26 protein-coding genes are annotated in these 26,507 nt (G+C 69.5%); 13 read left to right on the top strand and 13 right to left on the bottom strand.

What is annotated here, in order from left to right; all coding sequences use genetic code 11:
• Positions 1–14 precede the first annotated feature (14 nt).
• Together F8O03_RS09835 and F8O03_RS09830 are read right to left on the bottom strand one after the other, a co-directional pair.
• Complete coding sequence (locus tag F8O03_RS09835; RefSeq protein ID WP_151423727.1) at positions 15–2,252, bottom strand: beta-glucosidase family protein; 2,238 nt, start codon at positions 2,250–2,252, stop codon at positions 15–17.
• Positions 2,253–2,299: 47 nt separating this feature from the next.
• A complete protein-coding gene (locus F8O03_RS09830; RefSeq protein WP_151423726.1) occupies positions 2,300–3,739 on the bottom strand; it encodes an XRE family transcriptional regulator in 1,440 nt (479 codons plus the stop codon).
• 124 nt (positions 3,740–3,863) lie between these two features.
• On the opposite strand from F8O03_RS09830, the gene ppsA reads away from it, so the two are divergent.
• Together ppsA and F8O03_RS09820 are read left to right on the top strand one after the other, a co-directional pair.
• The gene (gene ppsA / locus F8O03_RS09825) at positions 3,864–6,293 is read left to right on the top strand and encodes a phosphoenolpyruvate synthase (protein WP_151423725.1); all 2,430 of its coding nucleotides are present in this window, start codon (positions 3,864–3,866) and stop codon (positions 6,291–6,293) included.
• Positions 6,294–6,408: 115 nt separating this feature from the next.
• Complete coding sequence (locus F8O03_RS09820; protein ID WP_151423724.1) at positions 6,409–7,242, top strand: alpha/beta fold hydrolase; 834 nt, start codon at positions 6,409–6,411, stop codon at positions 7,240–7,242.
• 35 nt (positions 7,243–7,277) lie between these two features.
• Here the strand turns inward: F8O03_RS09820 and F8O03_RS09815 are convergent, their stop codons facing one another.
• Together F8O03_RS09815 and F8O03_RS09810 are read right to left on the bottom strand one after the other, a co-directional pair.
• Complete coding sequence (locus F8O03_RS09815) at positions 7,278–7,985, bottom strand: NADPH-dependent F420 reductase (protein ID WP_244296167.1); 708 nt, start codon at positions 7,983–7,985, stop codon at positions 7,278–7,280.
• Positions 7,982–8,596 carry a TetR/AcrR family transcriptional regulator gene (locus tag F8O03_RS09810; protein ID WP_151423722.1) on the bottom strand — a complete coding sequence of 205 codons (615 nt, stop codon included), beginning with the start codon at positions 8,594–8,596 and terminating at the stop codon, positions 7,982–7,984. The genes F8O03_RS09815 and F8O03_RS09810 overlap by 4 nt, the downstream gene beginning before the upstream one ends.
• Positions 8,597–8,710: 114 nt before the next feature.
• Between F8O03_RS09810 and F8O03_RS18425 the strand changes: the two genes are divergently transcribed.
• The 3 genes from F8O03_RS18425 to F8O03_RS09800 all read left to right on the top strand — a co-directional run bounded on the left by F8O03_RS18425 (position 8,711) and on the right by F8O03_RS09800 (position 10,609).
• Positions 8,711–8,950: a hypothetical protein gene (locus F8O03_RS18425; protein WP_244296165.1), complete on the top strand. Its 240-nt coding sequence runs from the start codon at positions 8,711–8,713 to the stop codon at positions 8,948–8,950.
• A 2-nt stretch (positions 8,951–8,952) separates the two neighbouring features.
• Positions 8,953–10,041 (top strand): NtaA/DmoA family FMN-dependent monooxygenase, encoded by a 1,089-nt coding sequence (locus tag F8O03_RS09805; RefSeq protein ID WP_244296163.1) that lies wholly within the window; start codon positions 8,953–8,955, stop codon positions 10,039–10,041.
• Positions 10,042–10,129: 88 nt separating this feature from the next.
• Positions 10,130–10,609, top strand: a complete 480-nt coding sequence (locus F8O03_RS09800; protein ID WP_151423721.1) for a CinA family protein — start codon at positions 10,130–10,132, stop codon at positions 10,607–10,609.
• A gap of 78 nt (positions 10,610–10,687) precedes the next feature.
• Here F8O03_RS09800 and F8O03_RS09795 read toward each other — a convergent pair whose 3' ends face one another.
• The 6 genes from F8O03_RS09795 to F8O03_RS09770 form a co-directional block, all read right to left on the bottom strand.
• Positions 10,688–10,861: a CsbD family protein gene (locus F8O03_RS09795; RefSeq protein WP_104254193.1), complete on the bottom strand. Its 174-nt coding sequence runs from the start codon at positions 10,859–10,861 to the stop codon at positions 10,688–10,690.
• A gap of 74 nt (positions 10,862–10,935) precedes the next feature.
• Positions 10,936–11,541: a hypothetical protein gene (locus F8O03_RS09790; protein ID WP_151423720.1), complete on the bottom strand. Its 606-nt coding sequence runs from the start codon at positions 11,539–11,541 to the stop codon at positions 10,936–10,938.
• Positions 11,538–12,119, bottom strand: coding sequence for a DUF6286 domain-containing protein (locus F8O03_RS09785; RefSeq protein ID WP_151423719.1), 582 nt, complete (start codon positions 12,117–12,119; stop codon positions 11,538–11,540). The genes F8O03_RS09790 and F8O03_RS09785 overlap by 4 nt, the downstream gene beginning before the upstream one ends.
• A complete protein-coding gene (locus F8O03_RS09780) occupies positions 12,116–12,496 on the bottom strand; it encodes a hypothetical protein (protein ID WP_151423718.1) in 381 nt (126 codons plus the stop codon). Before F8O03_RS09780 ends, F8O03_RS09785 begins: the two co-directional genes overlap by 4 nt.
• Positions 12,493–12,693: a DUF2273 domain-containing protein gene (locus tag F8O03_RS09775; protein WP_104285408.1), complete on the bottom strand. Its 201-nt coding sequence runs from the start codon at positions 12,691–12,693 to the stop codon at positions 12,493–12,495. The genes F8O03_RS09780 and F8O03_RS09775 overlap by 4 nt, the downstream gene beginning before the upstream one ends.
• Entirely contained in the window at positions 12,690–13,157 is a 468-nt protein-coding gene (locus F8O03_RS09770) for an Asp23/Gls24 family envelope stress response protein (protein WP_151423717.1), read from the bottom strand. The genes F8O03_RS09775 and F8O03_RS09770 overlap by 4 nt, the downstream gene beginning before the upstream one ends.
• Positions 13,158–13,496: 339 nt before the next feature.
• Here F8O03_RS09770 and F8O03_RS09765 point away from each other — a divergent pair, with 339 nt between their 5' ends.
• Positions 13,497–14,189: a hypothetical protein gene (locus F8O03_RS09765; protein WP_104254184.1), complete on the top strand. Its 693-nt coding sequence runs from the start codon at positions 13,497–13,499 to the stop codon at positions 14,187–14,189.
• 145 nt (positions 14,190–14,334) lie between these two features.
• Complete coding sequence (locus F8O03_RS09760) at positions 14,335–16,890, top strand: LuxR C-terminal-related transcriptional regulator (RefSeq protein ID WP_151423716.1); 2,556 nt, start codon at positions 14,335–14,337, stop codon at positions 16,888–16,890.
• Between the two features lie 63 nt (positions 16,891–16,953).
• Here the strand turns inward: F8O03_RS09760 and F8O03_RS09755 are convergent, their stop codons facing one another.
• Both F8O03_RS09755 and F8O03_RS09750 read right to left on the bottom strand, forming a co-directional pair.
• Positions 16,954–17,538, bottom strand: coding sequence for a hypothetical protein (locus F8O03_RS09755; RefSeq protein WP_151423715.1), 585 nt, complete (start codon positions 17,536–17,538; stop codon positions 16,954–16,956).
• A 29-nt stretch (positions 17,539–17,567) separates the two neighbouring features.
• Positions 17,568–18,164 (bottom strand): RBBP9/YdeN family alpha/beta hydrolase, encoded by a 597-nt coding sequence (locus tag F8O03_RS09750; RefSeq protein WP_208851837.1) that lies wholly within the window; start codon positions 18,162–18,164, stop codon positions 17,568–17,570.
• Between the two features lie 130 nt (positions 18,165–18,294).
• On the opposite strand from F8O03_RS09750, the gene F8O03_RS09745 reads away from it, so the two are divergent.
• Together F8O03_RS09745 and F8O03_RS09740 are read left to right on the top strand one after the other, a co-directional pair.
• A complete protein-coding gene (locus F8O03_RS09745) occupies positions 18,295–18,594 on the top strand; it encodes a hypothetical protein (protein ID WP_151423714.1) in 300 nt (99 codons plus the stop codon).
• A gap of 158 nt (positions 18,595–18,752) precedes the next feature.
• The gene (locus F8O03_RS09740) at positions 18,753–19,850 is read left to right on the top strand and encodes a DUF418 domain-containing protein (protein ID WP_244296161.1); all 1,098 of its coding nucleotides are present in this window, start codon (positions 18,753–18,755) and stop codon (positions 19,848–19,850) included.
• On the opposite strand, the gene glgX is transcribed toward F8O03_RS09740, so the two are convergent.
• The gene (gene glgX / locus F8O03_RS09735) at positions 19,819–21,870 is read right to left on the bottom strand and encodes a glycogen debranching protein GlgX (RefSeq protein WP_425280955.1); all 2,052 of its coding nucleotides are present in this window, start codon (positions 21,868–21,870) and stop codon (positions 19,819–19,821) included. The two genes, F8O03_RS09740 and glgX, sit on opposite strands and share 32 nt — an antisense overlap.
• 187 nt (positions 21,871–22,057) lie before the next feature.
• Here glgX and F8O03_RS09730 point away from each other — a divergent pair, with 187 nt between their 5' ends.
• The 4 genes from F8O03_RS09730 (at position 22,058) to nagE (ending at position 26,376) form a co-directional block, all read left to right on the top strand.
• Positions 22,058–22,360, top strand: a complete 303-nt coding sequence (locus F8O03_RS09730) for a DUF427 domain-containing protein (protein ID WP_151423712.1) — start codon at positions 22,058–22,060, stop codon at positions 22,358–22,360.
• Positions 22,361–22,484: 124 nt separating this feature from the next.
• Positions 22,485–23,462, top strand: coding sequence for an SDR family NAD(P)-dependent oxidoreductase (locus F8O03_RS09725; RefSeq protein WP_151423711.1), 978 nt, complete (start codon positions 22,485–22,487; stop codon positions 23,460–23,462).
• A gap of 177 nt (positions 23,463–23,639) precedes the next feature.
• Positions 23,640–24,356, top strand: a complete 717-nt coding sequence (locus F8O03_RS09720) for a GntR family transcriptional regulator (RefSeq protein ID WP_167516537.1) — start codon at positions 23,640–23,642, stop codon at positions 24,354–24,356.
• Positions 24,357–24,450: 94 nt separating this feature from the next.
• On the top strand, positions 24,451–26,376 hold the full coding sequence (gene nagE, locus F8O03_RS09715) for an N-acetylglucosamine-specific PTS transporter subunit IIBC (protein ID WP_151423709.1): 1,926 nt from the start codon (positions 24,451–24,453) through the stop codon (positions 26,374–26,376).
• Positions 26,377–26,507 lie beyond the last annotated feature (131 nt).

Below are 26,507 nucleotides of genomic sequence, written 5' to 3'. Positions count from 1 at the left end.
GCGCAGGCCGGCGCCTAGCGCTTGGCGCTCTGCACGAGCTCGTCGAGCCCCGCCTCGTCGAGCGGGCTTCCCGGGAACGCGGCCACCCGGCCGAGCGGCATCGAGCCGACCATCTTGAGCATCTCCGGGTCGGCCAGCATCCCGGACAGGCCGCTCTCGCCGTCGAGCAGGGCGGAGCGGAGCAACGGCCCACCCCGCTCGTCGTCCAGCCATTCCGCGATGGTCGAGGTCTCGTCCAAGGTCAGCGCGAGGTCGTCACCCGCGACGCTCACGTGCGTGGAGACGCGGATGTCTCGGCTCGAGGCGCCGACCTCGACGCGGTACTCGCCGCCCTCGACCGTCCACTGCCCGGCGACGGGGTGGAAGTAGGCGAGCTCGGAACGCGGGACGTCGATGGTGGCGGTTGCCGTCGAGCCTGCAGCCACGTCGACGACCGTGAACGCGGCCAGCGAGCGAGTCGCGCGCGGCACAGTCGAGTCGGGCAGTCCCGTGTAGACCTGCACGATCTCCCGCCCGTCCCGGCTGCCCGTGTTCGTGACCTCCACCTGGATGCGCAGGCTTGCGTCCTGGACGTCGACGGCAAGGTTGTCGTAGGCGAAGCTCGTGTACGACAGCCCGTGGCCGAACGGGAACGAGACCTCCGTGCTCCGCGCGTCATAGCCGCGGTAGCCGACGAAGATGTCCTCGCCGTAGCGGACGTGGCCGAACGCGCCGGGGAACCCGAGGTGGGCCGGGGAGTCCTCGAGGCGCACCGGGATGGTCTCGGCGAGGCGCCCAGAGGGGTTGATGACGCCGAAGAGCACGTCGGCGGTCGCGCCGCCTCCGGCCTGGCCGAGCAGCCAGCCCTCGACGATCGAGGGAGCGAGGTGCTGCCAGGTCGAGGTGCGCACGATGCCGCCGTTGGAGAGCACGACGACCACGTTCTCGTTCGCGGCCTGGACCGCGGCGAGGAGCTCGAGCTGGTCGGCCGGGAGGTCGATGTGCTCACGGTCGAAGCCCTCGGATTCCTCGTGGGCGGGGAGGCCGAGGAAGAGCACGGCGACGGATGCGCTCGCGGCGGTGCTGGCTGCATCCGCACGCATCGATGCAGCGTCACCGGAGCCGTCGAGCGTGAAGCCTGGCGCGAATCGCACTCGGTCTCCGGCGATCTTGGTCAGCTCGCTGAGCGCGTCGTCGAGTCGGGTCGGGTTGATGAGCGAGCTGCCGGCGCCCTGGTAGCGGGGCGTGCGCGCGAACTCGCCGATGACCGCGATGGTGTCGTCGGAGCCGGGGTCGAGGGGCAGCAGGTCGCCGTCGTTCTTCAGCAGCACGATGCTGCGTCCAGCCGCCTCGCGGGCGAGTGCGTGGTGCTCGTCGACGTCGTAGCTCGCGGATGCGTCTGCGCCCGCCACGATCTTGTCGACGAGCTCCAGGGCGCGGCGGGCAGCCGTGGTCACGTGCTGCTCGTCGAGGTCACCGGCGCGCACGGCTGCCACGAGTTCAGCATCCGTGCGTCCGCCGCTTGCCGGCATCTCGAGGTCGAGTCCGGCGGCGACGCCGGTGACTCGGTTGTCGACGGCGCCCCAGTCGGAGACGACGAGGCCCTCGTACCCCCACTCCTCCCGCAGCACGGTCGTGAGGAGCCAGTGGTTCTCGGAGGCGTAGACGCCGTTGATCTTGTTGTACGAGCACATGACCGTCCACGGCTGCTGCTCGGTGACGACGCGCTGGAAGGCGCGCAGATAGATCTCGCGCAGCGGGCGCTCGTCGACGTCGGCGCTGATCCGCAGCCGGTCGGTCTCCTGGTTGTTCGCCGCGAAGTGCTTGAGCGACGAGCCGACGCCCTGGCTCTGCAGGCCACCCACGAGCGCCGAGCCCATGACGCCGCTCACGAGCGGGTCTTCCGAGAAGTACTCGAAGTTGCGCCCGCACAGCGGAGAGCGCTTGATGTTGATGCCCGGCCCGAGCAGCACGCCGACGCCCTCCGCCTTGGCCTCTTCGCCGAGCGCGACTCCCACGCGGCGAGCGAGGTCCGCGTCCCAGCTCGCACCGAGCGCCACGGCGGGCGGGAAGCAGGTGGCTGGCACGCTGTCGGCGAGCCCGAGGTGGTCGCCGCCCTGACGCTGCAGGCGCACCCCGTGCGGCCCATCCGTCAGCGTCACCGCTGGGATCCCGACCCGCTCGACCGCCTTCGTCGACCAGAAGCTCCCGCCGCTCGTCAGGGACGCCTTCTCCTCCAGGGTCAGCTCGTCGAGGTGCTCGGCGTGGGTCATCGTGATGCTCCGATCGGTCGTGCGGGGGAGTGCTCGCGGCCCGGGGATCAGGGCGCGTGCCGTTCCAGATAAGCGTAGATCTCGCTGTCGTCGACGCCTGGGAACCGGCCTGCCGGCAGGGATGCGAGGATCTGCGCGTGCAGTCGCGCGCTCGGCCACGCGCGTCCCGCCCAGCGGGCCGCGAGCGCCGGGTCGGGTCGCCGGCAGCAGGTCTCGTCTGGGCAGCGGGAGACCTGGCGGTTCTCGGTGTCGCGGCCGCGGAAGTACTTCGCGTCGTCGAAGGGCACCCCGAAGGTGATCGAGAACACCCCCTCGGCTGACTTGCCGGTCTGGATGGTGCTCCAGAACGTTCCGGCCGGGGTGTCCGTGTACTGCCAGAACTCGGTGGTGCGGTGCTCGATCTCCGTCGCCCGGCGTGCGCCCCATCGCCTGCAGACGATCTGCCCCTCGACGGCGCCGGTCACGTCGAGCGGCAGCGGCAGGTCGTCGTTCTCGTACGCCTTGTAGACCTCGCCGACCGAGCCGACTCGGAGGAAGTGCACGCGCATCCCGAGGTGCTCGGTCATGAGGTTCGTCATGCGCAGTGCGGCCGCCTCGTGGGTGACGCCGAACGCGTCGCGGAAGTCCTCGACGGCGAGGTCGCGGTCCTTCTTGCGGGCGCTCAGGAAGTCGACGGCCTGCGTGCGGGGGATGAGGCACGCGGCCGCGAAGTAGTTGATCTCGAGTCGCTGGCGCAGGAAGTCGGCGTACGAGTCTGGCGGCGTGTGGCCCAGGATGCGGTGGGCGACGGCCTGCAGGGCGATGGAGCGCAGCCCGTGGCCGCCCGGGATCGACTCCGGCGGGAGGTAGATGCGCCCGTTCTCGAGGTCGGTGATGCTGCGCGTCGAGCGGGGCAGGTCGTCGGCGTAGACGATCTCGAGGCCGAGCTGCTCGACCATGAGGTGCACCTCGCGGTGTGTGAGCGCCCCGGCGACGTGCCCGACCTGGCGGAGGCGCTCCTCGGCGACCGCTTCGATCTCGGGCAGGGAGTTGTTTCGCTCCCGCATCCACGCCCGCTGCTGTGTGTTGCGGATGCGCGCCTCCTCCGGCGTGGCGGAGGCGGTCTGTGCGCGTCGCTCGAGTTCACGGTGGAGGCCGACGAGCGTCTCGAGGGTGTCGTCTGGCATGCCCTTGCCGCCGCGGAGCTTCGGGAGTCCGAGGCCGGCGAACAGCGGGGAGGCCTGCGCGCGCTTCAGCTCGAGCTCGAGCGCGGCTCGGCTGTTCGGCGCCTCGGCGCGTACGAGGTCCTCGACCGTCACCCTGAGGGCCCTCGCGAAGGAGGGCAGCTCGGAGGGCTTCGGCTCTCGGCGCCCGTTCTCGATCAGGGAGATGCGGCTGGGGCTCGTCTCGAGCAGCGCGGCGAGGTCGTCGAGCGTGAGCTTCGCGAGCGAGCGGTAGTGGCGGATGCGCGCTCCGAGCACGGAGGCGGTGTACACGTCGGCGGGCATGTCATGACGCTAGCGCAAGAATAAGACTTCTTTACGCGCATTTCTTCGAAAGACCATCCGAAATGCGCCGAATACTGGGGTCACCCGTCAATACCCGTCAACGACGACACCAGAAGGACCCACCATGACTCTGCTCCACGAACCCCCGCTCTCCGCAGACACCGGCGCAGACGCATCCGCCCGCGACGGCGTCTACGTGCTCCCCTTCAGTGCCGTGCGGCTCGGCGATATCCCCGAGGTGGGCGGCAAGAACGCCTCGCTCGGTGAGCTCATCGCCAACCTGCAGGATGCCGGAGTGCGCGTGCCGAACGGCTTCGCGACGACGGCGAGCGCCTTCAACCGTCACCTGCGCGAGACCGGCATCGACACCTGGATCCGCGGAGAGATCGTGGGCCTCGACGTGGACGACGTGGCGCGCCTCGCGATCGTCGGGGCCCGCATCCGCGCCCGCATCGAAGCTGCGCCGCTCGCACCCGAGCTCGAGGCCGCCATCCGGAAGGCGTTCGCGGCGCTCGAGGCCGAGACCGACGGTCAGCTGCTTGTCGCCGTGCGGTCCAGCGCCACGGCCGAGGACCTGCCCGACGCGTCCTTCGCGGGGCAGCAGGAGACGTTCCTCAATATCGCCGGCATCGAGAACGTGCTCGCCGCCACCCGCAAGGTGTTCGCGTCGCTCTTCACCGACCGGGCCATCGCCTACCGCGTGCACCAGGGGTACGCGCACACCGGTGTCGCGATCTCGGTCGGCGTTCAGCGCATGGTGCGCTCCGACGAGGGCGCGGCCGGAGTCATGTTCAGCGTCGACACCGAGTCGGGTTACGACGGTGCGGTGTTCGTGACGAGCGCCTACGGGCTCGGCGAGGGCGTTGTGCAGGGCGCGGTGAACCCGGACGAGTTCACGGTGCACAAGCGCACCCTCCGCGAGGGGCGGCCCGCGGTGCTCTCTCGTCGGGTCGGCAGCAAGGCCACCCGCATGGTCTTCACGGAGGACACCCGCGTCGGGCGCACGACCGAGTTCGTCGAGACAGCACTGGATGCGCAGCGGAGGTTCTCGGTCACGGACGCCGAGGTCACGGAGCTGGCCGAGGCGGCCCTCGCGATCGAGGAGCACTACGGGCGGCCCATGGACATCGAGTGGGGCAAGGACGGCATCGACGGTCGCATCTACATCCTGCAGGCGCGACCCGAAACCGTCGTCTCCCAGCGGGCCGCCGGCACCCTCGAGCGGCACAGCCTGCCCGAGCGCGGCGCGACGCTCGTCGAGGGCCGAGCGATCGGGCAGCGCATCGGCGCAGGTGTCGTGCGCCTGCTCACGTCGCCATCGCAGATGAGCGAGTTCCAGCAGGGCGACGTGCTGGTCGCCGACATGACCGACCCAGACTGGGAGCCGATCATGAAGCGCGCATCCGCCATCGTCACGAACCGGGGCGGCCGCACCTGCCACGCCGCGATCATCGCCCGCGAGCTCGGCGTGCCCGCCGTGGTCGGGGCAGGGGATGCGACCGAGCGGCTCGCCGACGGCGACGAGGTGACCGTGACGTGCGCCGACGGGGAGACCGGGGCGGTGCTCGTGGGCATCCTGCCCATCGAGGTGGAGCGCATCGAACTCGACTCCTTCCCGGAGCTGCCGGGCAAGATCATGCTCAACGTCGGCAACCCCGACGCCGCGTTCACGCTCGCTGCGCTGCCGAACGACGGCGTGGGGCTCGCCCGCATGGAGTTCGTCATCTCCCGCCAGATCGGGGTGCATCCTCGTGCGCTCCTCGAGCTCGACGACCAGGAGTCGAGCATCCGCGCCGCCATCGACGAGCGCATCGCGGCGTACGACTCTCCGGCAGACTTCTTCGTGCGGCGCCTCGCCGAGGGGGTCGCGACGCTCGCGGCGGCCTTCGATGGGAAGCCCGTCATCGTGCGACTCTCCGATTTCAAGTCGAACGAGTACGCCGGACTGCTCGGAGGCTCCCGCTACGAGCCGGTCGAAGAGAACCCGATGCTCGGCTTCCGCGGCGCATCCCGATACATTTCCGACGAGTTCGCCGAAGCGTTCGCGCTCGAATGCGAGGCGATCAGGCTCGTACGGGACGACATGGGGCTCACGAACGTGCAGGTCATGATCCCGTTCGTGCGCACGGTCCAGGAAGCGCGGGCCGTCGTCGAGCGCCTCGCCGAGAACGGACTGCGCCGGGGCCAGAACGGCCTGGAGGTGATCATGATGTGCGAGGTTCCCTCGAACGCGCTCCTCGCGGAGCAGTTCCTCGAGGGCGTCGACGGCTTCTCGATCGGCTCGAACGACCTCACGCAGCTCACCCTCGGGATCGACCGCGACTCGGCACTCATCGCGGACAGCTTCGACGAGCGCAACCCCGCCGTCCTTCGGCTCATCGACCTCGCGATCGAGGCCTGCACGAAGCACGGCCGGTACGTCGGCATCTGCGGGCAGGCGCCGAGCGACCACCCGGAGCTCGCCCAGTACCTCTTCGACCGCGGCATCTCCTCGCTGTCGCTCAACCCCGACACGGTCGTGGAGACGTGGGCGAGGCTCGCCGCGAAGGACTGAGGCGCGTCTCGACCCCCTGAGGCCGGTGCCCTGCCTGCGGGCTGTGCACCGGTCTCGTCCTCGCGGTCGCACTGCGGTCGGCTGGCGCGCCGACCACGGATGACACAATCGTCGGATGCAGATCGACGAGTCCTTGACGCATGTGCTCGCCTGGCGTGGCCGGTCCGTCCACTGGCAGAGCTTCGGTGAAGGGCCCGCCCTCGTGCTCCTGCACGGCACACCCTGGTCGTCGGCACTGTGGCGGCCCATCGCGGAGGCGCTGTCGACGCAGTTCACCGTCTACCTGTGGGACATGCCCGGCTACGGCTCCTCGTCGAAGGACCCGTCGCATCCTGTCGACCTGGGGCTGCAGGGCGAGCTGTTCGCGGAGCTGCTCGACTTCTGGGGCCTCGAACGACCGCACGTCGTCGCCCACGACTTCGGCGGCGCGGTGGCGTTGCGTGCGCGCCTGCTCCACGGTGCGGCATACGCGTCGCTGTGCCTCGTCGACGTCGTGGCCCTGTCGCCGTGGGGGTCGCCGTTCTTCACCCTCGTCAAAGAGCACGCCGCTGTTTTCGAGCAGCTGCCGGCCGCCGTGCATCGAGGCGCCGTCGAGGCATACATCCGCGGGGCCAGCCACGCGGGCCTGGGCGCGGATGACCTCGCCACGCTCGTCGACCCGTGGGCGGACGAGGAAGGGCAGGCGGCGTTCTACCGGCAGATCGCGCAGGCCGACGAGCGCTTCACGGACGAGGTCGAACCGCTGTACGGCACGATCACCGAACCCGTGCACATCGTCTGGGGGAACGAGGACACCTGGATCCCGAGCGACCGCGCGCAACGGCTCAGCGACTACATCCCGCACGCCACCCTCACCCTCATCAACGGCGCCGGCCACCTGATCCACCTGGACGCGCCTGCCGCGCTCGCGGCGGAGCTCACGCGGTGGCTGTCGACTGTGGCTCAGTGAGCGATCCCGTGCACTGAGTCCGAGTCGGTGTCGGCTCAGAACTGTCGCGCGCCAACGTCCGCGCGATGGGCGGTGGCCAGGATCTCGACGAGCCGGTCTGCGGGGAGCGGGGCGCCAGGATCGCTCAGGTAGTCGGCGCGGAACGCGTCCAGGTCGGCTGCGTAGATCTGCGTGTACCCGCCGGACTCGGGTTCGAAGCGCCACGACTCGGCGAGGGTGCCTGCGTCGACGGTGTCGAAGCCGAGCGTGTCGACGAGCTCCGAGACGCGGGCCTTGGCGTCGCTGTCGTCACCGGCGATCGGCAGTGCCGTCCGCGGCGTCGAACCGGCGAGGTTGGGGATGTGCGTGAAGAGGATGTTGTTGAACGCCTTCACGATGCGCGTGTCCGGCAGGAGCGCCTGCTCGTATTCGGCGGTTGTGGTCGCGAGGCTGTCGAGCTGCTCGATCCGGCCGTCGCGGTGCGGGTAGTAGTTTCCGGTCGAGAGGATGGTCTTGCCTGCGAAGGCGTCTTGCGGCAGGTTCGGGTATGCCGCGAGCGGAACCGCGAGGAGCGGGATCTCGCCGAATCCGACGGCTTCGCGGACGTCACCCGCCCGTGCCAGCGGGCCGAGCTCCTCGACGAGTTCCGAGAGGGAGGCGGGCCCACGCGAGTTCGCGATGAGCACCTCCCAACCCGCGGCGACCGCCAGACGGGCGACTGCTGCTCCGATGGATCCGCTGCCGATGATTCCGATGCGCTTCATGCTGTTCTCCTTGTGTTCGAGTGGTCGGGGGCCTGTTCCCATCCGCTTCTCGTGAGCGCCGCCAGCGCGGCACCCGAGGCCGCATCTGCCATGGCGGCCCCTCGCACCCAGCTGGTGGCGAGGGCTGCGAGGAAGAGGTCGAGCGCGCGGATGTCGGCGCGCGCTTCTCCCTGGTCCTGGGCGGCCCGGAGGAACTCATCGGTGGTCGTGATGAAGCCCTGGCAGGTCACAGCCAGTGGGGACAGGTTGGTGGTCGTGGCAGCGCGCAGCGGCTCGGGGAGCCCGTCGAACGCGCACGCCCAGTCGGTCACCGCGTTCAACCAGCCGTCGAGTGCCTCGGCGGCGTTCTTCGCTGAGGTGCGGAGCTCATCCCGTCGGGCCACGAGCTGTTCGTCGCGCGCGCTGAGGAGGGAGGCGAGGAGTGCTTCGCGGTTGGGGAAGTGGCGGTAGAGCGTGCCGGCGCCGATGCCGGCACGCTTGGCGATCGCGTCCAGCGATCCGGTGACGCCGTGCTCAGAGAAGTACTGCTCTGCGGTGTCGAGGATGTGGTCTCGGTTGCGTCGTGCGTCGGCGCGCGGCGCGCGGCGCTTGCTCGCGGTGGATTCGGTCATGGTGCCCCTCGGTTGACAAAGTGGAGAGCATCTCCGTATCGTCCCTCGAAGAGGAGAGTATCTCCATTTCGTCGCGAGTGCCAGTGCTCCCGACAGCAACAGGAAGCGGACGCAATGACCGGCAAGAGCACGATGATCCTCGGGCTGCACATCGGCAGCGGGTACGGCTCGCAGAGCTCCGCCTGGCGAGCGCCAGGTGTCGACCCCGCCAACTACACGAGCTTCGACGCGCAGGTCCGGTACGCGCAGGCCGCCGAGCGCGGGAAGTTCGCGTTCCTGTTCTTCCCGGACTTCCCGGGCGAGCAGGTCGACCTGTCCCGCGAGTCGTTCATGATCTCCATCGACCCCTGCTGACGTTGGCCGCGATCGCGCGAGAGACCGACAGGATCGGCCTCGTCGCGACCGCATCCACGACCTTCAACGAGCCCTTCACCATCGCCCGTCAGTTCAAGGCGCTCGACATCATGAGCCACGGCCGCGCCGGTTGGAACGCCGTCACCACAAGCGACCCGGGAGCGGCGGCCAACTTCGGCCGCACCGTCGCGCCGAGACCCGAGCGGTACCAGCGCGCCCACGAGACGATCCAGGTCGTCGAGGCGCTCTGGGGGAGCTGGCAGCAGGACGCGTGGGTGAAGGACACAGCCACGGGCCGCTTCGCCGATCGGGACAAGATCAGACCCATCAACCTGCAGGGCGAGTACGTCGCCTCCCGCGGCCCCCTCAACATCCCGCCCTCGGAGCAGGGGCAGCCCGTGATCTTCTCGGCCGGTGGCGGCGCGAACGGAGCCGAGATCGCCGGCCGTCACGCCAGCGGAGTCATCGGGGCGGTGTTCACGATCGAGGATGCGCGGCAGCAGCGCGAGGCGCTGCGGGAGGCTGCGCGTGCGGCCGGACGCGACCCGGACGACGTGAAGTTCTTCGCCGGTGTCATGCCAGCCCTCGGTGCGACCAAGCGCGAGGCGCTCGACCGTCGGGTGGCCCTCGGTGAGCTCGCTGCGCCTGCCCGCGTCGGCTACCTGGGGCAGATGCTGAACCTGCCCTCGGCGCTGGACCCCTCCCAGCTCGACAAGCCGCTCACCGCGGGCCAGCTGGCCACCGCCAGCCCGAACCCGTACGATCCCCGTTCCGCGCGCGCCCTCGAGATCGCTCGCGAGGGGTGGACGATCCGCGACATCCTCGCCCACGGGGTCATCGACTACCACCCCACGCCGGTCGGTCCGGCGAGCGTGATCGCCGACCATATGCAGGAGTGGTTCGAGGCCGGCGCGTGCGACGGCTTCTGGGTGTCGGTCGACGTCAACGAGGATGGCATCGACGCGTTCGTCGACGAGGTCATCCCGCTCCTGCAGGAGCGCGGCATCTACCCCGACGACTACGAGGGGGCGACCCTCCGCGATCACCTCGGGGCCCCCGCTCAGTACGGTCGGGACCCGCGCGTGGTCTGAGCCGACGCGCTGCGACCCAGGCGTTGCTCTGCGGACACGCTCACCAGGTACTCCGCCACCGTTCAGCGCGCGTTCCTACGATGCTGCAATGGCACAGCTCAGTGACGAGAACCTCATCGAGACCATCGCCGAACGACTCGCGGAGACGGGCCGCACCCTGAGTGTGGCTGAGTCTCTGACCTGCGGAAGAGTCGCCTCCACGCTCGGCAGCGGACCTGACACGAAGACGTGGTTGCGCGGCGGAGTCGTCGCCTACCAGACGGAGGTGAAGCAGCGTGTCCTCGGTGTGACGCCGGGCCCGGTCGTCTCGGCCCGGTGCGCGGAAGAGCTCGCGGTCGGCGTCGCGAGCCTGCTCGGCTCCGACGTCTCGATCGCGACGACCGGCGCGGGTGGCCCCGGACCGGAAGAGGGCGAACCGGAAGGCACCGTGTTCCTGGGATGGAGTGTCGACGGCGTCGTGGGCAGCGAACGTCACGACTTCGACGGGGAGCCTGCGGAGATCCTCGACCAGACCGTCCGTCAGGTGCTGGAGCGGCTGGAACAGCTCCTGACCGGTGGGAAGCACTAGCCAGCACCGGAACGACGGCGCACGACGAAGCGGCAGCCGACCCGAAGGTCGACTGCCGCTTCGCCGTGCCGGTGAGGGCTACTTCTTGAAGGCGTCCTTGACGTCTTCGCCCGCCTGCTTCACGTTGGCCTTGGCCTGGTCGGCCTTGCCCTCGGCGACGAGCTGCTCGTTGTCGGTGACCTTGCCAACTGCTTCCTTGGCCTTGCCGCCGAACTCTTCAGCTGCGTTCTTGATCTTGTCTCCTGCGCTCATGGCAGTTCCTTTCTGTTGGGGGGTGCGGTGCCGTCGAAGTGCGGTACCGCGGTGGGGAGTTGTCGCGGCGGGCCCTACTGGAGGCGCGTCGACTGCTGCACTCGGGCGCGGAAGCCGCCGCTGAGCTGGAGCAGCACGGGCACCTGCCGGCCGAGCAGCGCATCCAGTGCCTCGAGGTTCTGCTCGACGATCGTGGTCGCGTCTCGAGGTGAGACGCCGCGCCGGCAGGTGGCCGAGACCTTCAGCACCGGGGTGCCCTTCACGTCGTACGCGGAGACGCTCGTCGTGAGGAACTCGTCGCGGGCGCCGAGCGCGTCCGAGAGGGCGTCGCGGGCTACCGACACGTCGACGATGGTTCGCCCCGTGTCCGGCGTGCGGTCGCTGACGATCGTGCCGGTGCGTCCCTGTCCCTGGCGGAACGCGAAGACCAGCAGCAGGATGATGCCGATCACCAGGACTGCGACGACGGCGAGGAGGAGCCAGCTGAAGTCGGCGCCGGGGAACGGGGTCTGCTGGAGCCAGCTGCTGGTCTGCGTGTTCACGCCCTCGGAGATGGGTGTCCAGGTGTCTTTCGCCCCTGGCAGCCACGCCCCGACCGCTGCTGCGGCGCCGATGGCGAGGAGGAGGATACCGACGGCGGTGACGAGGAGCCGGTTCAGGCCTCGGTTGGTGCTGTTCATGCGCCGACCTTCCCGTTCTCTGCGACCCGGACCTTGGCGGTGACGCGGGGGGTGAGTTCGTACTGTTCGAGCTGCTGGTTGACGGCGGCCGTGATGGCGGCCGCGTCGACGGGGAGCCCGGATGCGGGGGTGAGGTGCACGTCGGCGCGTCGGTGGGAGACCGACACGGTGACGTTGTCCGGGCTGACGTTCCCGGCATGCGCTGCGTGGCGGGCGAGGGCGGAGGCGATGACCGCGTTGTCGGCGACGGTCGCGGTGCGGGTGGAGGAGAGGGTGTGTCGTGCTCGTCGTCCGGGGGCGATGCCCGCGATGAGCAGCACCAGGCCGATGATCGCGACGACCACGCCGGCGATGCCCACGTACTGGGCGGGCTGCTCGAGCACGCCGAGCGCGGAGCTGAACATGTCCGCGGGGGCGACGAGCAGCGCCGGGAGGGCGAGCAGCGACAGCACGATCTCCGTGCCGATCCACGCCGCGACGAGGATCAGCAGCACTGCGAGGGTGATCGCGAGCACGGAGCGCGGAGCGTGCGTCTCGCGCCGTGAGAGGCGCGAGTACAGGGAGGTGTTGGTGCTCATCTGACGCGCTCCTCTGCCTTGATGTTGAGCCCGGTCACGCGGATGGTGACGAGGCCGACCTGCGACCCGCTGAGGGTCTGCACGCGGTCGCGGATGGTGGACTTCGCGGTCTCGACTCGCTCGAGGAGCGGGCCGCCACTGCGCTCGAGCGCGCTTGGCTGCTCGCGGATTCGGGCGAGCGAGGGAACCCGGATGGGGGTCTTCACGCGCAGAGCGAGCTTGCCGTTGTGGTCGTCGAGGTCGACGCTGACGCTGCCGGCGTCGACCCCGAGCGCATCACCGGCGACAGCTGACACGAGACGAGTCAGGGCCTTCGCGGTGAGTCGTGTTGTGCCTCGCTGCGCCGCGCCGCTGAGTGTGGTCGCGGCTGCGCTCATGAGGAGGTGTTCCGTCCTCGGATGACGTCGACGAGTGCGGTGGCGTCGAGCTTCCCTTCGAGGATACGTCCAATGATGCCGCCGACGATCATCGCGATCGCGACGAAGAAGAACGCCCAGAAGCCGAGGATGATCCAGGTGAGCGCGAGGACTGCGCCGATGAGGATGCCGGTTCGTGTGAGGGATGCGGTGTTCACTGGACTCGCGCTTCTTCCGTCTTGTCGTTGTTGTCGTCGTCGGAGGGGAGGTGCACGTCGTTGACGGTCACGTTGACCTCGGTGACCTCGAGGCCCACGATCGTCTCGATGGCGCGGATCACGTCGGCGCGGACGCCGTCAGCGACGTCCTGCAGCGAGACGGGGTACTCGGCGACGATCGTCACGTCGACGGCCACCTGCTTCTCGCCGACCTCGACGTTGATGCCCTGGCTCTGGTCCGTCGCGTTGATCGCGTTGCGGATGGCGCCGATGGCGCGGGCCGCGCCGCCGCCGAGGTCGTAGACGCCGCGTGCGTCACGAGCGGCGATCCCAGCGACGCGAGCGACGACGCTGTCGACGATCGTCGTCGTGCCGCGTCCGCCCGAGGTGTTCGTCGGGACGACGCTGCTCGAGGTCTGAGCCGTCTTGGGGGCGGAAGCGGTGGTGGGAGTCGTGTTCGCCATGATGCTCTTCTTTCTGGTCTCTGCCTGGTGCCGGTGCACCGTGTGGGCTTGTACAGGTGAGACGCAGACCACCCCCGATGTGTCACAAACTCGTTTTCGGCTCTCAGGTGGCGCACAGGTTCGGGGCCCTGGGTCGCGTTTCGCCAATGTCCTTCCAGGGGATTGCGGGAGCTCCCGCGGATGCGAAGGCCGATGTTAAGCGCACCCGGACAGGGCTCCGTCGGTACGTACAGTGAGGTCTCACCGAGTCCAGCGGCATCGCGACTCGTGTGGCACCGCAGCCCCCGCCCGGTGCTCTTCTCGAATGTTCCGAGGCCCCGCCTCGACAAGGAGTCCCCTATGAGCGCGCTCGAAACCGAAGCCAAGTCCGGCTTGACTCGTCGTTCGCTGGTCACCGGTGCAGTGTGGTCCGTGCCGGTCATCGCGGCAGCCACGGCGGCCCCCCTCGCCTCCGCATCGCAGTGCACGGCCGGAACCCTCGACTGGGCAGCCCTCGCTGCTGGCTCGAACGTCACGACGGTGACCGTTGCCGGCACCAGCCCCACCACCACCGCGACCTTCTCCATCACGTACTCGTCTGGGTCCACCCCGTCGGCGGCCAGCGGTCGGGTTGCAGCGGGCCCCCAGGGCGGCGTCACCGGCAACTACTACCGCATCGAGTTCTCGAACCCGATCCCCAACAACTCGGCGACGGTCCGCATCGCGTTCAACCGCCCCGTGACCGGCCTCAGCTTCTCCCTCCTCGACATCGACGCGACGACAAACGGCTACCGCGACCACGTGGAGGTGCTGACCGGAGGGTTCAGCGCCGCGCGGCAGACGCGTGTCGTCGGCAGCGGCACGGCCGGTGACCCCTTCCGCATGGATTCGCCATACGGCAACATCGCGCCGACGTCCAACCAGGGCAACGTGCAGCTCACCTGGGCGGCGCCCGTCTCCGCGGTCGAGTTCCGCTACTTCCAGCCAGGTGACTCCACGAACTCGCAGAACATGGTCATCGGACTCGGCAACCTCGCCGTCAACCCCTGCTAGCGGCCGCCCGGTCGTCGATGCCCTGACGCGGCCGCGAACCCGCCACGGCCTGACTGTGCGATCATGCACACGCGTGATCCCGTGCTGCGCAGGCGAAGTGGTCCCAAGCAGCAGAAGAGCCGTCGTCCGGAAGCAGCCGAGCACCGTGAACCCGTCCGCCCAGCAGGAGCCACGCAGCGCCCGGCTCCGAGCACTGCTCGATGCAGCGAGCACATCGAGTGTTGTCGTCATCCGCGCCCCGTGGGGCTTCGGCAAGGCGAACGCACTGCGGGACTGGCAGGGCGAGGACGGGCGTCCCGTCGTGAGAATCGACATCGATGATCGGAACGCGAGTCGCGAGCGCTTCTGGCAGAGCGTGGCTGCCGACGTCGATTCCCCCGCATCCGCGGAGCCCTCGCACAGCGGTTCCAGCCCGATCGATGCGCTCATCGAGGGCATCGTCTCGGCGGCCCCCGTGACGCTGGTCATCAGCGGGTTCGAGCGTCTTGCCGATCAGCCGGAGGTCGAGGCCGACCTCGCCGAGCTCGTCGCCCTCGCTCCCTGGCACAGGGTGATGATCGCCACTCGACGGATGACGGGGTTCGAAGATGTTCGGACGCGCATGTCCATGGACGTGCAGGTCATCGCGGCCGAGGAACTGCTGTTCACGGCCTCGGAGATCGACGCCGAACTGCGACGCGCTGGTATCGCGGACCCAGCCATCGCGACGGTCGTCGAGCGGGTGTCGGGTTGCGTCCCCGTGCTGGTGAAGCTCAGCGTCCTCGAGACCTCCGGGCGAGGGCAGCCGGTTGCGGTCGACGTGCTCGAGCGGTGGCTGGACCAGCGGCTCGGCGAGTACGTCACCGAGAGCGTCCTCGACGGTGCCGACGACATCGCAGTCCGCGTCCTGGGCGCGGACTGCCTCGACGAGGCCCTGGCCGGGCAGCTCACGGCGCGCCCCGGCGCCCAGGTGCTCGACGAACTCGAGCGGCGTGGGCTCGGTGCCCGGGAGGAGCTCGTGCTCGAGGACGGCACAAGCCAGTCGGCTTTCCGCTTCACCCCGGCCATCGCGCGGGCAGGGCGCGCCTGGCTGCGGGCGTCCGCACCGGCCAGGTTCGTCGAGCAGCGCCGCTCCTTCGCAGCATGGGCGAAAGAGCGGGGGCTGTCTCATGCCGCGTTGACTGCCGCGATCGACGCGACCGACCACGCGCTGGCATCGAGCATCATCATGGATCACTGGTTCGAACTGGGTGACGACCGCCCCCAAGTGGTCGCGGCACTCGAAGGGCTCCCGCGGTTGACGATCGCACGATGGCCACTCCTCGGTGTCGAACTCGCGCTCTGCTACCTCGCGATGCAGGACCACCAATGGAAGGCCGCTGAGGTGTTCGCCCTCAGCCTGACCGGCATCGGACTCCGGCGGGGAACCGCGACCGCCACCGAGCAGCTCATGTACGTGCTCCTCGAGATGGTCGCTGCCAGGACCGTCTTCGGCTCCTACAAGCAGGCGCGCCACCACGCGCAACGTCTCACGAGGATGCTCGCCGAGTTCCCCCCAGCAGAGCAGGAACACGCCCGCCGCGTCCTCCCGCACGCCATCTCCCAGCTCGCCGCCACGCAGCTCTTCGCCGGCCTGACCCAGAACGCGCTGCAGACGCTGGTCTCCGGAACCGTGACCGCAGCGAGTCTGCACGCACCGCTTCGCGCCCGGTACTTTCCGCTCTCTCTGCGCGCGGGAGCACACGCGCTCGCAGGCGAACTGGAAGAGGCACGGCAGGCGATCGCGGAGTCGGACAGCGTCCCCGGGCAGGAGCATCGCCACAACGACTACAGCGGCTCACCCGCTCGCCTCGCCGAGGCATACGTGCACTTGGAAGCGGGCCGCTACGGAGCTGCGCTGGATGTGCTCGCGCGCCTCCACCCGCACTACCGCACGATCGAGAACATCCATCTCCTCCTCGAGGCCGAGACGTGGGCGCACATCGGACTCGACCCGGCTCAAGGCCTCGACCGCATCCTGGAGACCAGGAAGCAAGCGGAACGCCAGCGTCGACTCCCGAGCTACGTGACGGCGCATCTCGATCGATCGACGACCCACGCAGCGCTCGCGTCGCACCGCATCGGGCTCGCCGCCCAGTACTCGCGCGGCGTCGACGTGCTCGGCCGCGTGCCCGCGGCCACCCTGCGCGCGAAGGTCGATCTCGCCCGCCATTCCGACACCGACGCGCTCGGCCTGCTCCTCCGCTTCCCGCCCGCGCGCGAAACGACACTGCGCGACCGTCTCGACTACGAACTCGCCCTCGCCACCGCCTACCAGCGGACCGGGCACCGCGACTCCGCGATCGTCCTGCTCCGCAGCGCCGCGGCGAGCCTCACCAACGGCGGGCTCACCCTTCCGCTCCTGGGGCATCGGTCTCTCGGCCACGCGGACCTGGCGTCGCTCGCGGACGAGACCGGAATCACGCTCCCGCACCTGACGGACGGACTCGCCAAGCCGACTGAGCCTCACCCCGCCGCCCCGCCGACCCTCACCCCGCGGGAGTTCGCGGTGCTCCGGGAGCTGATGGACAACGCCAGCTACGCCGAGGTCAGTGCACGCCTCGATGTCAGCATCAACACCGTGCGCACCCAAGTGAGATCGCTGTACGGGAAGCTCGGCGTGCGCTCGCGGGAGGAAGCCATCCACATGGCGCTGACCTTCCACCTGCTCGACGATCAGTGACCCCAGCGGGCATCGACCGGCCGGGATGCTCCGCACTCGACGCAACCGGTCGTTCGACTCCGATCAGACGAGGCCCGCCGAACGCAGCTGTGCGCGAAGCCGACGCATCAGCGCCCCAATCGCCGCATAGGTCAGCACCCGGATGGCAAAGAGCAGCGCAACAAGCTCGGGCGTCGCTGCACCAGGGGCGAGGACCAGGAGCGACATCGCGGCGATCGCGGTTCCACCTGCGGCGCACGCGAGCAGCCACGTTGCCCAGGACACGTCGGGCGGTGCAGCAGCGACCTCAGCGCGGTGTCGCCGGCGCAGAAAACGCCCGATCAGGAGGACGAGCTCCAGCACAAGCGCAGGGCCGCACAGTGCGACGACGGCGATCGCCCCAAGCGGGGTGACCATGAGGAAGATGCCGGTGCAGAACGCGACGATCGTCGCACTTCCGAATCGGGGCACAAGCAGCGCGGCGAGCATCGGCAGCATCATCGTCAGCGACGCGACGGCGGCATACGCGGGTGGATTCACCGCGGCCAGCACCGTTGTCGCCGGTGCCAACGCCAGAGCGACCACCGCGTTCAGCGCAGCCAGCGCGCCGAGGCGCAGCAGCGCGGAGCTCGACCATCGAGTCGATGCGTGTGAGGTCTGCGAGTTCATCCCGGTCATCCTCCCAGGATTCGCCCGCCTCAGCGGTCCGGGTGCTGCCCGAGGATCGCATCGAGGACGACCGGGAGGGACGTCATGCCGGTCGCTTCGAGGAAGTGTCCGGCCCCCGGTTGCACGCGGACCTCGGCGGAGAGTCGACGCGCGAGGGCGTCGCTCGCCGCGGCCGGCACGAGGGTGTCGTCGTCCGAGCGGATGACGACCCGAGTGCTGATGCGCTCGGCGACGCGCTCCGCATCCACGTCCTCGGCGAGGTAGTCGTCGAGGTCGGGGAGCGTGTCGAGCGTGCCGGTGAAGCCGGACACGAAGACGACGCCGCCGAGCCGCCAGTCGCCGAGCTGCGCCGCCAGCGCGCGGAGCGCCGTCACGGCGCCGAGCGAATGGCCCACGATCCAGGTCCGCTCGTCAGGGGTTCCCAACGCGAGCGCGACCTCGCGCTCCCAGTCGGCGGCGTTCGGCGCCTCCGGCAGCGGAAGTTCGACGCTCGTCGCCTCGATGCCCCGGTCGGCGAGCGCATCCCGAAGCCACGGGAACCAGTGCGCGTCGACGTTCGCGCGGAAGCCGTGGACGATGATCACGCGGGCCGGGAGGTGGGCGGGGTCAGTGGATGCAGGTGCCATGGCACGCAGGCTAGAGCCACGAGTTGCGAGCCTGCGTGATCGAGTCGAGCGGCACCCGGATCGCTGGAGATGTCGCAGGCAGGTGCTTGCGCTGAGGGGGCGCCCATCAGGGGATCGTAGGGTGCCCCGCATGAAAGTGATGCACCTGGACGGCTCGTCGGATCCCGCTCGAGTCGAGGACCTGCCGGCCCTCCTCGCCGAACTCGACGGTGCGAGTGACGATGAGCCGGACGTCGGTGCCGGTGACCCGTACGGCTGGTTCGTCACCGCCTACTCGTCCGGGACCGTGGTGCTCGCGCACGCCGCACGACCACACGACCCCGAGTTCGTTCTCTCCCACGTGCCCCGGGGCGAGGCGCTCACGATCTTCGCGGAGGTTCTCCGCGGGGACATGGACGCCGTCCGTGCCCGCCCCTGGATCGAGGAGTAGGGGGTCCGCTCGACGTAAGGGACCCGGTTGTCGGCGCGGCGTCAGCCCAGCGGATGACGCCGGTCCACCCAGCGCAGGACGCGAGCGAGGTCGCCGTCGCCACATGATGGGCCGTCGCGCCAATCCCGAGATCCGGGCCGCGCCGCGAAAGGCACGTCTTGACCTCCCCCTCCTCCCCCGAGCGCACCGCCGCCGCCCCCGCTGCATCCGCCGCACTCCCCACATCCGGTCGCCGGATCGCGGCGCTCGACGTCATCCGCGGCGTCGCGCTCTGCGGCATCCTGTTCGTCAACATCGCCCCGCTCGTGCACTTCGGCTCCGAGACCGGCACCCCTCAGCCCACCAACCTGGGCGACCCGAGTGGCTGGCTGCAGCTCTTCGTGCAGCAGCGTTTCTTCCCGATCTTCTCGCTGCTCTTCGGCATCGGCTTCGCGCTCTTCTTCGAATCGGCGAAGCGCCGCTCCCGACGGCCGAGGCTGGTCCTGCTCAGGCGCCTCCTGCTCCTGCTGGCCATCGGCATCCCCTTCGAGCTCCTGCAGGGCGGCTCGGCGCTGTGGCCGTACGCGATCGCCGGCCTCATCGTGCTGCTCCCCAGCACCTGGCTGCCGCGCTGGGCCGTCGCCGCGGGCGCCGCGGTCCTCATCGCCGCGAGCTTCGCGCTCACGGGTGGCGGCATCACGCTGATCCCCGGTGTCTTCCTCCTCGGAGCGGCCCTCACCCGCTACGGCATCGTGCAGGGGATCGGCCGGTCGCGCGCCGGCTCGGTCGTCGCGCTGCTCGCCTTCACCGCCGCCTCGATCCCGCTCGCGCTCTGGCAGGCGAGCGACCTTCGGATGTCCGGCTTCGACCTGGCCTCCGGGCTCGCCGGATTCGCGATGGCCGGCGCCTACGTCGCACTGCTGTCGCTGCTCCTGACAACCCCAGCCGCGCCCGGCCTCCAGCTCGCGTTCGCGCCCCTCGGCAAGATGGCGCTCACCAACTACGTCGCCGGTGCCCCGCTGATGCTCGCGGCCGGCGTGCTGTTCGACCTGCCCCACAGCACCTCGTGGACGCTGCTGCTGAGCATCGTCGTCGGCATCCTCGCGCTGCAGTGGGTCGCGAGCACGCTCTGGCTCCGGTCCTTCACACAGGGCCCACTCGAATGGCTCTGGCGCTGGGGCACGTGGGGCACGCGTGGACCTCTCCGTCGGCTGCCCGCCGGAGAGGCCACGCAGACCAGCGCGGTCAGCGCTGGAGCGGCGAACGCAGCAGCGTGAAGGACCCCTCCTTGACCATGAGCGTCGTCACGGGGTCGCTGACCTGCTGCTCGTCGTCGCTCGAGAGCGCCAGCTCCCAGGTGCCGTGCGGCGCATCCGGGACGGTGAACTCGACGGCGTTCTCGGCCGCGTTGAGCAGCAGGGCGAAGGAGTCGGCACCCGTGTGCGAGAACACGAACGCGATGGAACGCGCCTCCGGGTTGTCCCAGTCGGCGTCGTCGAAGCCGAGCGCATCCGACCGCAGCACGTCCACCGTGGCGTCCGCGCCCGTATCCGGTGCCTGCCGGAACCAGACGGGCCGCAGCGCCGGATGCTCGGCGCGCAGCGAGATGAGCGTGCGCGTGAACTCGAGCAGGTCGCCGTCGACGGCCTCCCAGTCGAACCAGGAGATCTCGTTGTCCTGGCAGTAGGCGTTGTTGTTGCCACCCTGCGTGCGGCCCAGCTCGTCGCCGCCGAGGATCATGGGCACGCCCGCGGAGAGCAGCAGCGTCGCGAGCAGGTTGCGGCGCTTGCGCGCACGGCGCTCGTTGACGGCCTCGTCGTCGGTCGGCCCCTCAGCCCCGCCGTTCGCCGAGCGGTTGTCGCTCTCGCCGTCCTGGTTGTCCTCGCCGTTCGCGGCGTTGTGCTTGTCGTTGTAGGACGTGAGGTCGGCGAGCGTGAACCCGTCGTGCGCGGTGATGAAGTTCACGCTCGACAGGGGCGAGCGGCGGCTCGCCTCGTACACGTCGGGGGAGCCGAGGATGCGCTGCGCCGTCGTGCCGAGGGTCGCGTCGCTGCCGTTCCAGTAGTCGCGGGCGTCGTCGCGGAACTTGCCGTTCCACTCCGACCAGTCCGCTGGGAACCCGCCCACCTGGTAGCCGGCCGTATCCCACGGCTCGGCGATCATCTTCACCGGTGCGAGCACCGGGTCCTGCTGGATGAGCGTGAGGAACGCGCTGTGCAGTTCCGCGTCGCCGCCCTGCCTGGTGAGGGTCGTGGCGAGGTCGAAGCGGAAGCCGTCGACGTGCATCTCCGTCACCCAGTAGCGCAGGGAATCCATGATGAGGCCGAGCGCCGCCGGGTGGCTGACGTTGACGCTGTTGCCGGTGCCCGTCGTGTCGAAGTAGTGGCTCTCGTCGCCCTCCACCAGCCGGTAGTAGGCGGCGTTGTCGAGGCCCTTGAGCGACAGTGTCGGGCCAAGGTGGTTGCCCTCGGCGGTGTGGTTGTAGACGACGTCGAGGATCACCTCGAGGCCGGCGGCGTGCAGCGCCTTCACGAGCTCCTTGAACTCGGCGACCTGGCCACCGCCGTCGCCGGCAGCTGCGTAGTCGCCGTGCGGCGCGAAGAAGCCGATCGAGTTGTAGCCCCAGTAGTTGCGCAGACCCTTCTCCTCGAGGTGGCTGTCCTGCACGAACTGCTGCACGGGGAGCAGTTCGACGGAGGTGACGCCGAGGTCGACGAGGTGCTTGATGGCGGCGGGATGAGCGAGGCCGGCGTAGGTTCCGCGGATCTCCTCCGGCACCTCCGGGTGGAGCTGGGTGTAGCCCTTGACGTGCACCTCGTAGATGACGGTCTGGTCGAGCGGGACGCGCGGCGACGCGTCGTCACCCCAGTCGAAGCTCGGGTCCGTGACGACGCTCAGCGGCACGGAGCCGGCCGAGTCGGTGTCATCGCGCTGCTCGGGCTCGTTCATGTCGTGGCCGAACACGGCCTGCGACCAGCTGTACTGGCCCTCGATCGCGGTGGCGTGGGGGTCGAGGAGCAGCTTGTTCACGTTGTGGCGGAGGCCCTGCTCCGGCGCCCATGGGCCGTCGACGCGGATCCCGTAGCGGGTGCCGACCTGCAGCGCGTCGACGAAGCCGTGGAACACGTGGCCCGTGCGCTCCTCGAGCAGGGTGCGGGTCTCAGATCCCGACTCGTCGAATGTGCACACGTATACGGCGTCTGCGGTCTCGGAGTAGACGGCGAAGTTCGAGCGGCCGGCGACGGTGCTGAAGCCGAGCGGATACGGGCGGGAGCGATCGGAGTGCGACAACGGCAGGCCTTCCAGGGGCGGGGGAGCGGAGCCCCGGCGCGGAACCCCGCCGTTGAGAGTAGGGCAGCCGGCCCGTGCCTCTGCCGACGTTCTCCCAGGTACGCGCGGCGCGCATCCACGGGCATCACCGTTCTCCCAGCCTGTGGGGCGACGCTTCCCGTCTCCCCACTCGCTACCCCTTGGAGGAAGCATCATGAAGGCAACTGTCAACGGAACCGTCGTCGCCGAGGCGCCCGAGTCCGAGCTCGTCGGCATCGAGGGCAACCACTACTTCCCGCCGTCCTCGCTCACGTCGGGAGCATTCACCGAGAGCGCAACGCAGTACACGTGCCCGTGGAAGGGCCACGCGCAGTACTGGGACGTGGTGACGGACGGCGAGACGCACCGCGACGCCGCGTGGAGCTACCCGGAGCCCTTCGCCGGTGCGGCCGAGAAGGTCGGCCACGACTTCGCCGGCTACGTCGCCTTCGACAAGTCGCAGGTCAGCATCGGCTGACCGAGTGACGCCGGCAGCCTGGGAAGTCAAGGCCGTGCAAGACGACGGAGCCGCCGCGTAGCTTCGGGGACGTGTCGAGCCCCAATCCCCGTTCCCCCATCCCCGCCGCAGCAGACGAGCAGCCGTGAGCCGGGCGCGCACCATCGTGGTGACCGGCGGGTCGCGGGGCGCTGGCCGCGCGACGGCCCTCGCCTTCGCGAGGCGAGGCGACAACCTCGTCCTCGCAGCCCGCGACGAGATGGCGCTCCGGGCGACCGCCGCCGAATGCGCGGCGCTCGGAGCGCAGACGCTCATCGTGCCGACCGACGTCTCGCGGGCATCCGAGGTCGACGGCCTCGTCCGCGCGGCGATCGACAGGTTCGACCGCATCGACGTGTGGGTGGGAGCCGCGGGAGTGCTCGCCTACGGCCGTGTCGAGGAAGTCCCGCCGGAGCTCTTCGACCAGGTGGTGGCCACCAACCTCCTCGGCCAGGTCAACGGCGTGCGCTCCGCGTTGCCCGTGTTCCGTGCGCAGGGCCGCGGGACGTTCGTGCTCATCGCCTCCGTGTTCGGGCACGTCTCGGCCCCGTACGTCTCGTCGTACGTGGCGAGCAAATTCGGTGTGCAGGGGTTCGCGCACTCCCTTCGACAGGAGCTCCTGTCCGAGCCGCGCATCAACGTGCGCGTCGTGTCGCCAGCCACCATCGATACCCCCGGCTATCAGCGGGCGGGCAACAGGACCGGTCGGCAACCCCGAGCGATCCCCCCGGCCGTGTCCCCGCATCGAGTTGCCGCGGCTGTCGTTCGCGCCACGCGCCCCGGGGCCCGCAACTCGAGAACCGTCGGCCGCATGCAGTCGGCGGGCATCCCGCTCTTCACGCTCTTCCCGGGCGCCTACGATCGTGGAATCCGCGCCACGATGGAGCTCGTCGGACTTCGCGGTCCCGCCGACGACACCGACGGAACCGTCCTGCACCCCGTCGCCGACGAGGGTGCCGTCACGGGTGGATGGAGAGCCTCGCAGGCGCGACGCCTGGCCATTGGCCTTCTCGGTGTCGGAGCCGCGCTCCTCGCCTACCGCCGGTACGGAGGCCGAGGGCCGAGCCGCAGCGAGCTGGGGTGAGGCGCCTCCGAACTGCCGCGGCCCTTGCCGCCCATGCATCCCGCGCCGTTCGTCGGGTCACTTTCAGCCCTTCCCGAGGCCGCGAACGGGCGTCAAGTGACCTATCGGCGCACGCGGGGCGGCGATCGCGAGCCGGATGACCGCGCCCGGGTCCGGACACGGTGGGATACTTGCGACATGGCAAGGGTCAGTGGTTCAACAGCTCTCCAGGGTGTTCGCGCCCTCGCCGCATCACTCTCGCCGGGCGAGCTGCTGCCCTCGGAGCGCACGCTCGCAGCGGAGCTCGGAGTGGCACGGATGACGGTGCGTGCCGCGATCGACGTCCTCGAACGCGAGGGCCTCGTCCGCACCAAGCGCGGCATCGGCACGGAGAAGCTCGCCCCGCCCGTCTCCCTCCAGGTTCGGCTGCGGTCGTTCGCGAGCGCGGTCCGCGAGCACGGGATGCACGCAGAGACGCAGGTGCTGTCGTTCGTGCGGAGCACCGACCGCCCCGCCGAAGTGGACGAGCACCTGCAGCTCCCACCGGACGCCGAGACCATCCACCTGCGCCGGCTGCGCCTCGGCGACGACCGGCCCCTCGCGCTCGAGGACGAGTGGCTTCCCGCGGCGCTGGTTCCCCAGCTCAACGAGGAGACGGCGAAGGGGAGTCTCTACGAGATGCTCGAGACGCTCGATCTGCTGCCGACAGAGGGCGTCGAGGTGGTCACGGCCACGCTGCCGAGCCCCGAGGAGATCGAGGTGCTCGGCATCGCCGCGAGCTACCCGGTTCTGCGCCTCACGCGAGCCGCGATCGCCCGCGGCCTGCCCATGTCGTACTCGCGGGCGACGTTCCCCGCGGATCGTTTCGAGCTCACCTTCCCCCTGCAGGAGCGCCTCACGCTGCCCTTCTCGTGAAGTAAACCGCACCACCGACGAACTCTGGTCTATACCAGGGCGGATTTTCCAAGTAGAGTCCCCCTAACTTTTCCTTTGACCACGGAGTCTCGTCATGAAATATCTCCAGAAACTCGGCAAGTCGCTCATGCTGCCGGTGGCTGTCCTGCCGGTAGCGGCCATCCTGTCCGGTATCGGGTACTGGATCCTCAACACGGCCGGCGAGAACTTCGTCCAGGCCTTCTTCACTGCAGCGGGAGGCGCGCTCCTCGACAACCTGCCCCTGCTCTTCGCGCTCGGCGTGGCAATCGGCATGGCATCGAAGCCAGACGGTACCGCCGCGCTCGCGGGACTCGTGTCGTGGCTCGTCGTCACGCGACTCCTGAGCCCCGAGACGGTCGCGACCCTGCAGGGCATCGCCGTCGAGGACGTGAACATCGGCTTCGGTCGCATCGAGAACGCGTTCGTCGGCATCATCTGCGGCCTCATCGGCGCGTACTGCTACGACAAGTTCAAGGACGTCCAGCTGCCGGCCGCCCTGTCGTTCTTCTCCGGCAAGCGCTCCGTCGCGATCGTCACGACGGGCGCATCCCTCGTCGTCGCGCTCGTCCTCTACTTCGTGTGGCCGGTCCTGTTCGGCGGCCTCGTCTCGTTCGGTGAGTGGATGGTCGGGCTCGGCCCGGTCGGCGCTGGCCTCTACGGCTTCTTCAACCGCCTGCTCATCCCGCTCGGCCTGCACCACGCGCTCAACGCGGTGTTCTGGTTCGACGTCGCCGGCATCAACGACCTCGGCAACTTCCTCAACGGCACGGGCACGGCAGGCGTCACCGGCCAGTACATGACCGGCTACTTCCCGATCATGATGTTCGGCCTCCCGGGTGCCGCCCTCGCCATGTACCTCACGGCCAAGACCAACCGTCGCAAGGTCACCGCGGGCATCCTGCTGTCCGGCGCCTTCGCCTCGTTCTTCGTGGGCGTGACGGAGCCACTCGAGTTCGCCTTCATGTTCCTCGCGCCGGCGCTGTACGTCGTCCACGCGATCTTCACGGGCATCTCGATGTTCATCATGGCGCTGCTGCCGGTGCGCATGGGCTTCGGGTTCTCCGGCGGGTTCATCGACCTCATGCTCGGCTGGGTCAACCCGCTGGCGCAGAACCCGTGGGCGATCTTCCTGGCCGGCGCCGTCTGGTTCGTCATCTACTTCGTGTCCTTCTACTTCATCATCAAGCGCTTCGACCTGAAGACGCCGGGTCGCGAAGACGAGGAAGTCGAGGTGGATGAGACGTCGACGGGGTCGTCGAAGTTCCTGAGCCAGGCCTCCGCGATCCTCAAGGGACTCGGCGGCAAGGACAACGTGCTCGAGCTCGACAACTGCGCCACGCGGCTCCGCATGGAGATCGCCGACGTCTCGAAGGTGGACGACGCGGCGATCCGTCGCGCTGGCGCCGCTGGCATCATGAAGCCGGGCGGGAAGTCCGTGCAGGTCATCTACGGCCTCGAGGTGCAGTTCGTGAAGGACGCGATGGAGGACCTCATCGCCGGCCGCGTCGAAGCTCCAGCTGCGGCAGTCGCCGCGCCGGTCGTTGCTGCTGATGCAGGCGCAGGTGACGGCCCGCAGGGCGGTGTCGCCACGAAGACGGTGCTCACGCTGCGTCAGCCGGTCGCGGGTCGCGTCGTGCCGCTCTCCGAGGTTCCGGATGCGACCTTCTCCGAGGGCATCATGGGGCCAGGTGTCGCAGTCGAGCCGACGGGTGACACCGTGTGGGCTCCAGCTGACGGCACCGTCGCCCACGTCTTCCCGACGAGCCACGCGGTCGCGATGAGGCTCGAGGATGGCACCGAGGTGCTCGTCCACGTCGGCGTGGACACCGTGGAGATGAAGGGTCAGGGGTTCGAGACGCTCGTCTCGGTCGGGGATGTGGTCACCGAGGGTACCCCGCTGCTGCGGTTCGATCTCGAGGCCATCCGCGCCGCTGGGCACCCGGTCGTGACGCCGGTCATCGTGCTCGGAGGCACGGATGTCGAGCTGAAGCTGCGCTGACGCTGCTCCACACCGAGTCGAGGGGTGAGTTGCCGGGTTCGGCGGCTCACCCCTCGTGCTTGTGGACTAGACCACTCAGGGCTTTGCCGGTAAGGTGATGCGCAACACGCCTCGCCGATCACGCCGGACCT

Source organism: Pseudoclavibacter terrae (genome assembly GCF_008831075.1).
Classification (GTDB): Bacteria; Actinomycetota; Actinomycetes; order Actinomycetales; family Microbacteriaceae; genus Pseudoclavibacter; species Pseudoclavibacter terrae.
The sequence above is the reverse complement of the archived record's forward strand: the minus strand, read 5'-3'. Positions and strand labels throughout refer to the sequence as shown.

Bases quoted from the DNA above. Each gene is read 5' to 3' on its own strand.
- F8O03_RS09820 (WP_151423724.1), top strand. From the start codon at position 6,409: ATGCAGATCGACGAGTCCTTGACGCATGTGCTCGCCTGGCGTGGCCGG.
- F8O03_RS09795 (WP_104254193.1), bottom strand. From the start codon at position 10,861: ATGAGCGCAGGAGACAAGATCAAGAACGCAGCTGAAGAGTTCGGCGGC.
- F8O03_RS09730 (WP_151423712.1), top strand. From the start codon at position 22,058: ATGAAGGCAACTGTCAACGGAACCGTCGTCGCCGAGGCGCCCGAGTCC.
- F8O03_RS09790 (WP_151423720.1), bottom strand. From the start codon at position 11,541: ATGAACAGCACCAACCGAGGCCTGAACCGGCTCCTCGTCACCGCCGTC.
- F8O03_RS09765 (WP_104254184.1), top strand. From the start codon at position 13,497: ATGAGCGCGCTCGAAACCGAAGCCAAGTCCGGCTTGACTCGTCGTTCG.
- F8O03_RS09815 (WP_244296167.1), bottom strand. From the start codon at position 7,985: ATGAAGCGCATCGGAATCATCGGCAGCGGATCCATCGGAGCAGCAGTC.
- F8O03_RS18425 (WP_244296165.1), top strand. From the start codon at position 8,711: ATGACCGGCAAGAGCACGATGATCCTCGGGCTGCACATCGGCAGCGGG.
- F8O03_RS09810 (WP_151423722.1), bottom strand. From the start codon at position 8,596: ATGACCGAATCCACCGCGAGCAAGCGCCGCGCGCCGCGCGCCGACGCA.
- F8O03_RS09785 (WP_151423719.1), bottom strand. From the start codon at position 12,119: ATGAGCACCAACACCTCCCTGTACTCGCGCCTCTCACGGCGCGAGACG.
- F8O03_RS09770 (WP_151423717.1), bottom strand. From the start codon at position 13,157: ATGGCGAACACGACTCCCACCACCGCTTCCGCCCCCAAGACGGCTCAG.
- nagE (WP_151423709.1), top strand. From the start codon at position 24,451: ATGAAATATCTCCAGAAACTCGGCAAGTCGCTCATGCTGCCGGTGGCT.
- ppsA (WP_151423725.1), top strand. From the start codon at position 3,864: ATGACTCTGCTCCACGAACCCCCGCTCTCCGCAGACACCGGCGCAGAC.
- F8O03_RS09750 (WP_208851837.1), bottom strand. From the start codon at position 18,164: ATGGCACCTGCATCCACTGACCCCGCCCACCTCCCGGCCCGCGTGATC.
- F8O03_RS09830 (WP_151423726.1), bottom strand. From the start codon at position 3,739: ATGCCCGCCGACGTGTACACCGCCTCCGTGCTCGGAGCGCGCATCCGC.
- F8O03_RS09835 (WP_151423727.1), bottom strand. From the start codon at position 2,252: ATGACCCACGCCGAGCACCTCGACGAGCTGACCCTGGAGGAGAAGGCG.
- F8O03_RS09745 (WP_151423714.1), top strand. From the start codon at position 18,295: ATGAAAGTGATGCACCTGGACGGCTCGTCGGATCCCGCTCGAGTCGAG.
- F8O03_RS09800 (WP_151423721.1), top strand. From the start codon at position 10,130: ATGGCACAGCTCAGTGACGAGAACCTCATCGAGACCATCGCCGAACGA.
- F8O03_RS09755 (WP_151423715.1), bottom strand. From the start codon at position 17,538: ATGAACTCGCAGACCTCACACGCATCGACTCGATGGTCGAGCTCCGCG.
- F8O03_RS09780 (WP_151423718.1), bottom strand. From the start codon at position 12,496: ATGAGCGCAGCCGCGACCACACTCAGCGGCGCGGCGCAGCGAGGCACA.
- F8O03_RS09720 (WP_167516537.1), top strand. From the start codon at position 23,640: ATGGCAAGGGTCAGTGGTTCAACAGCTCTCCAGGGTGTTCGCGCCCTC.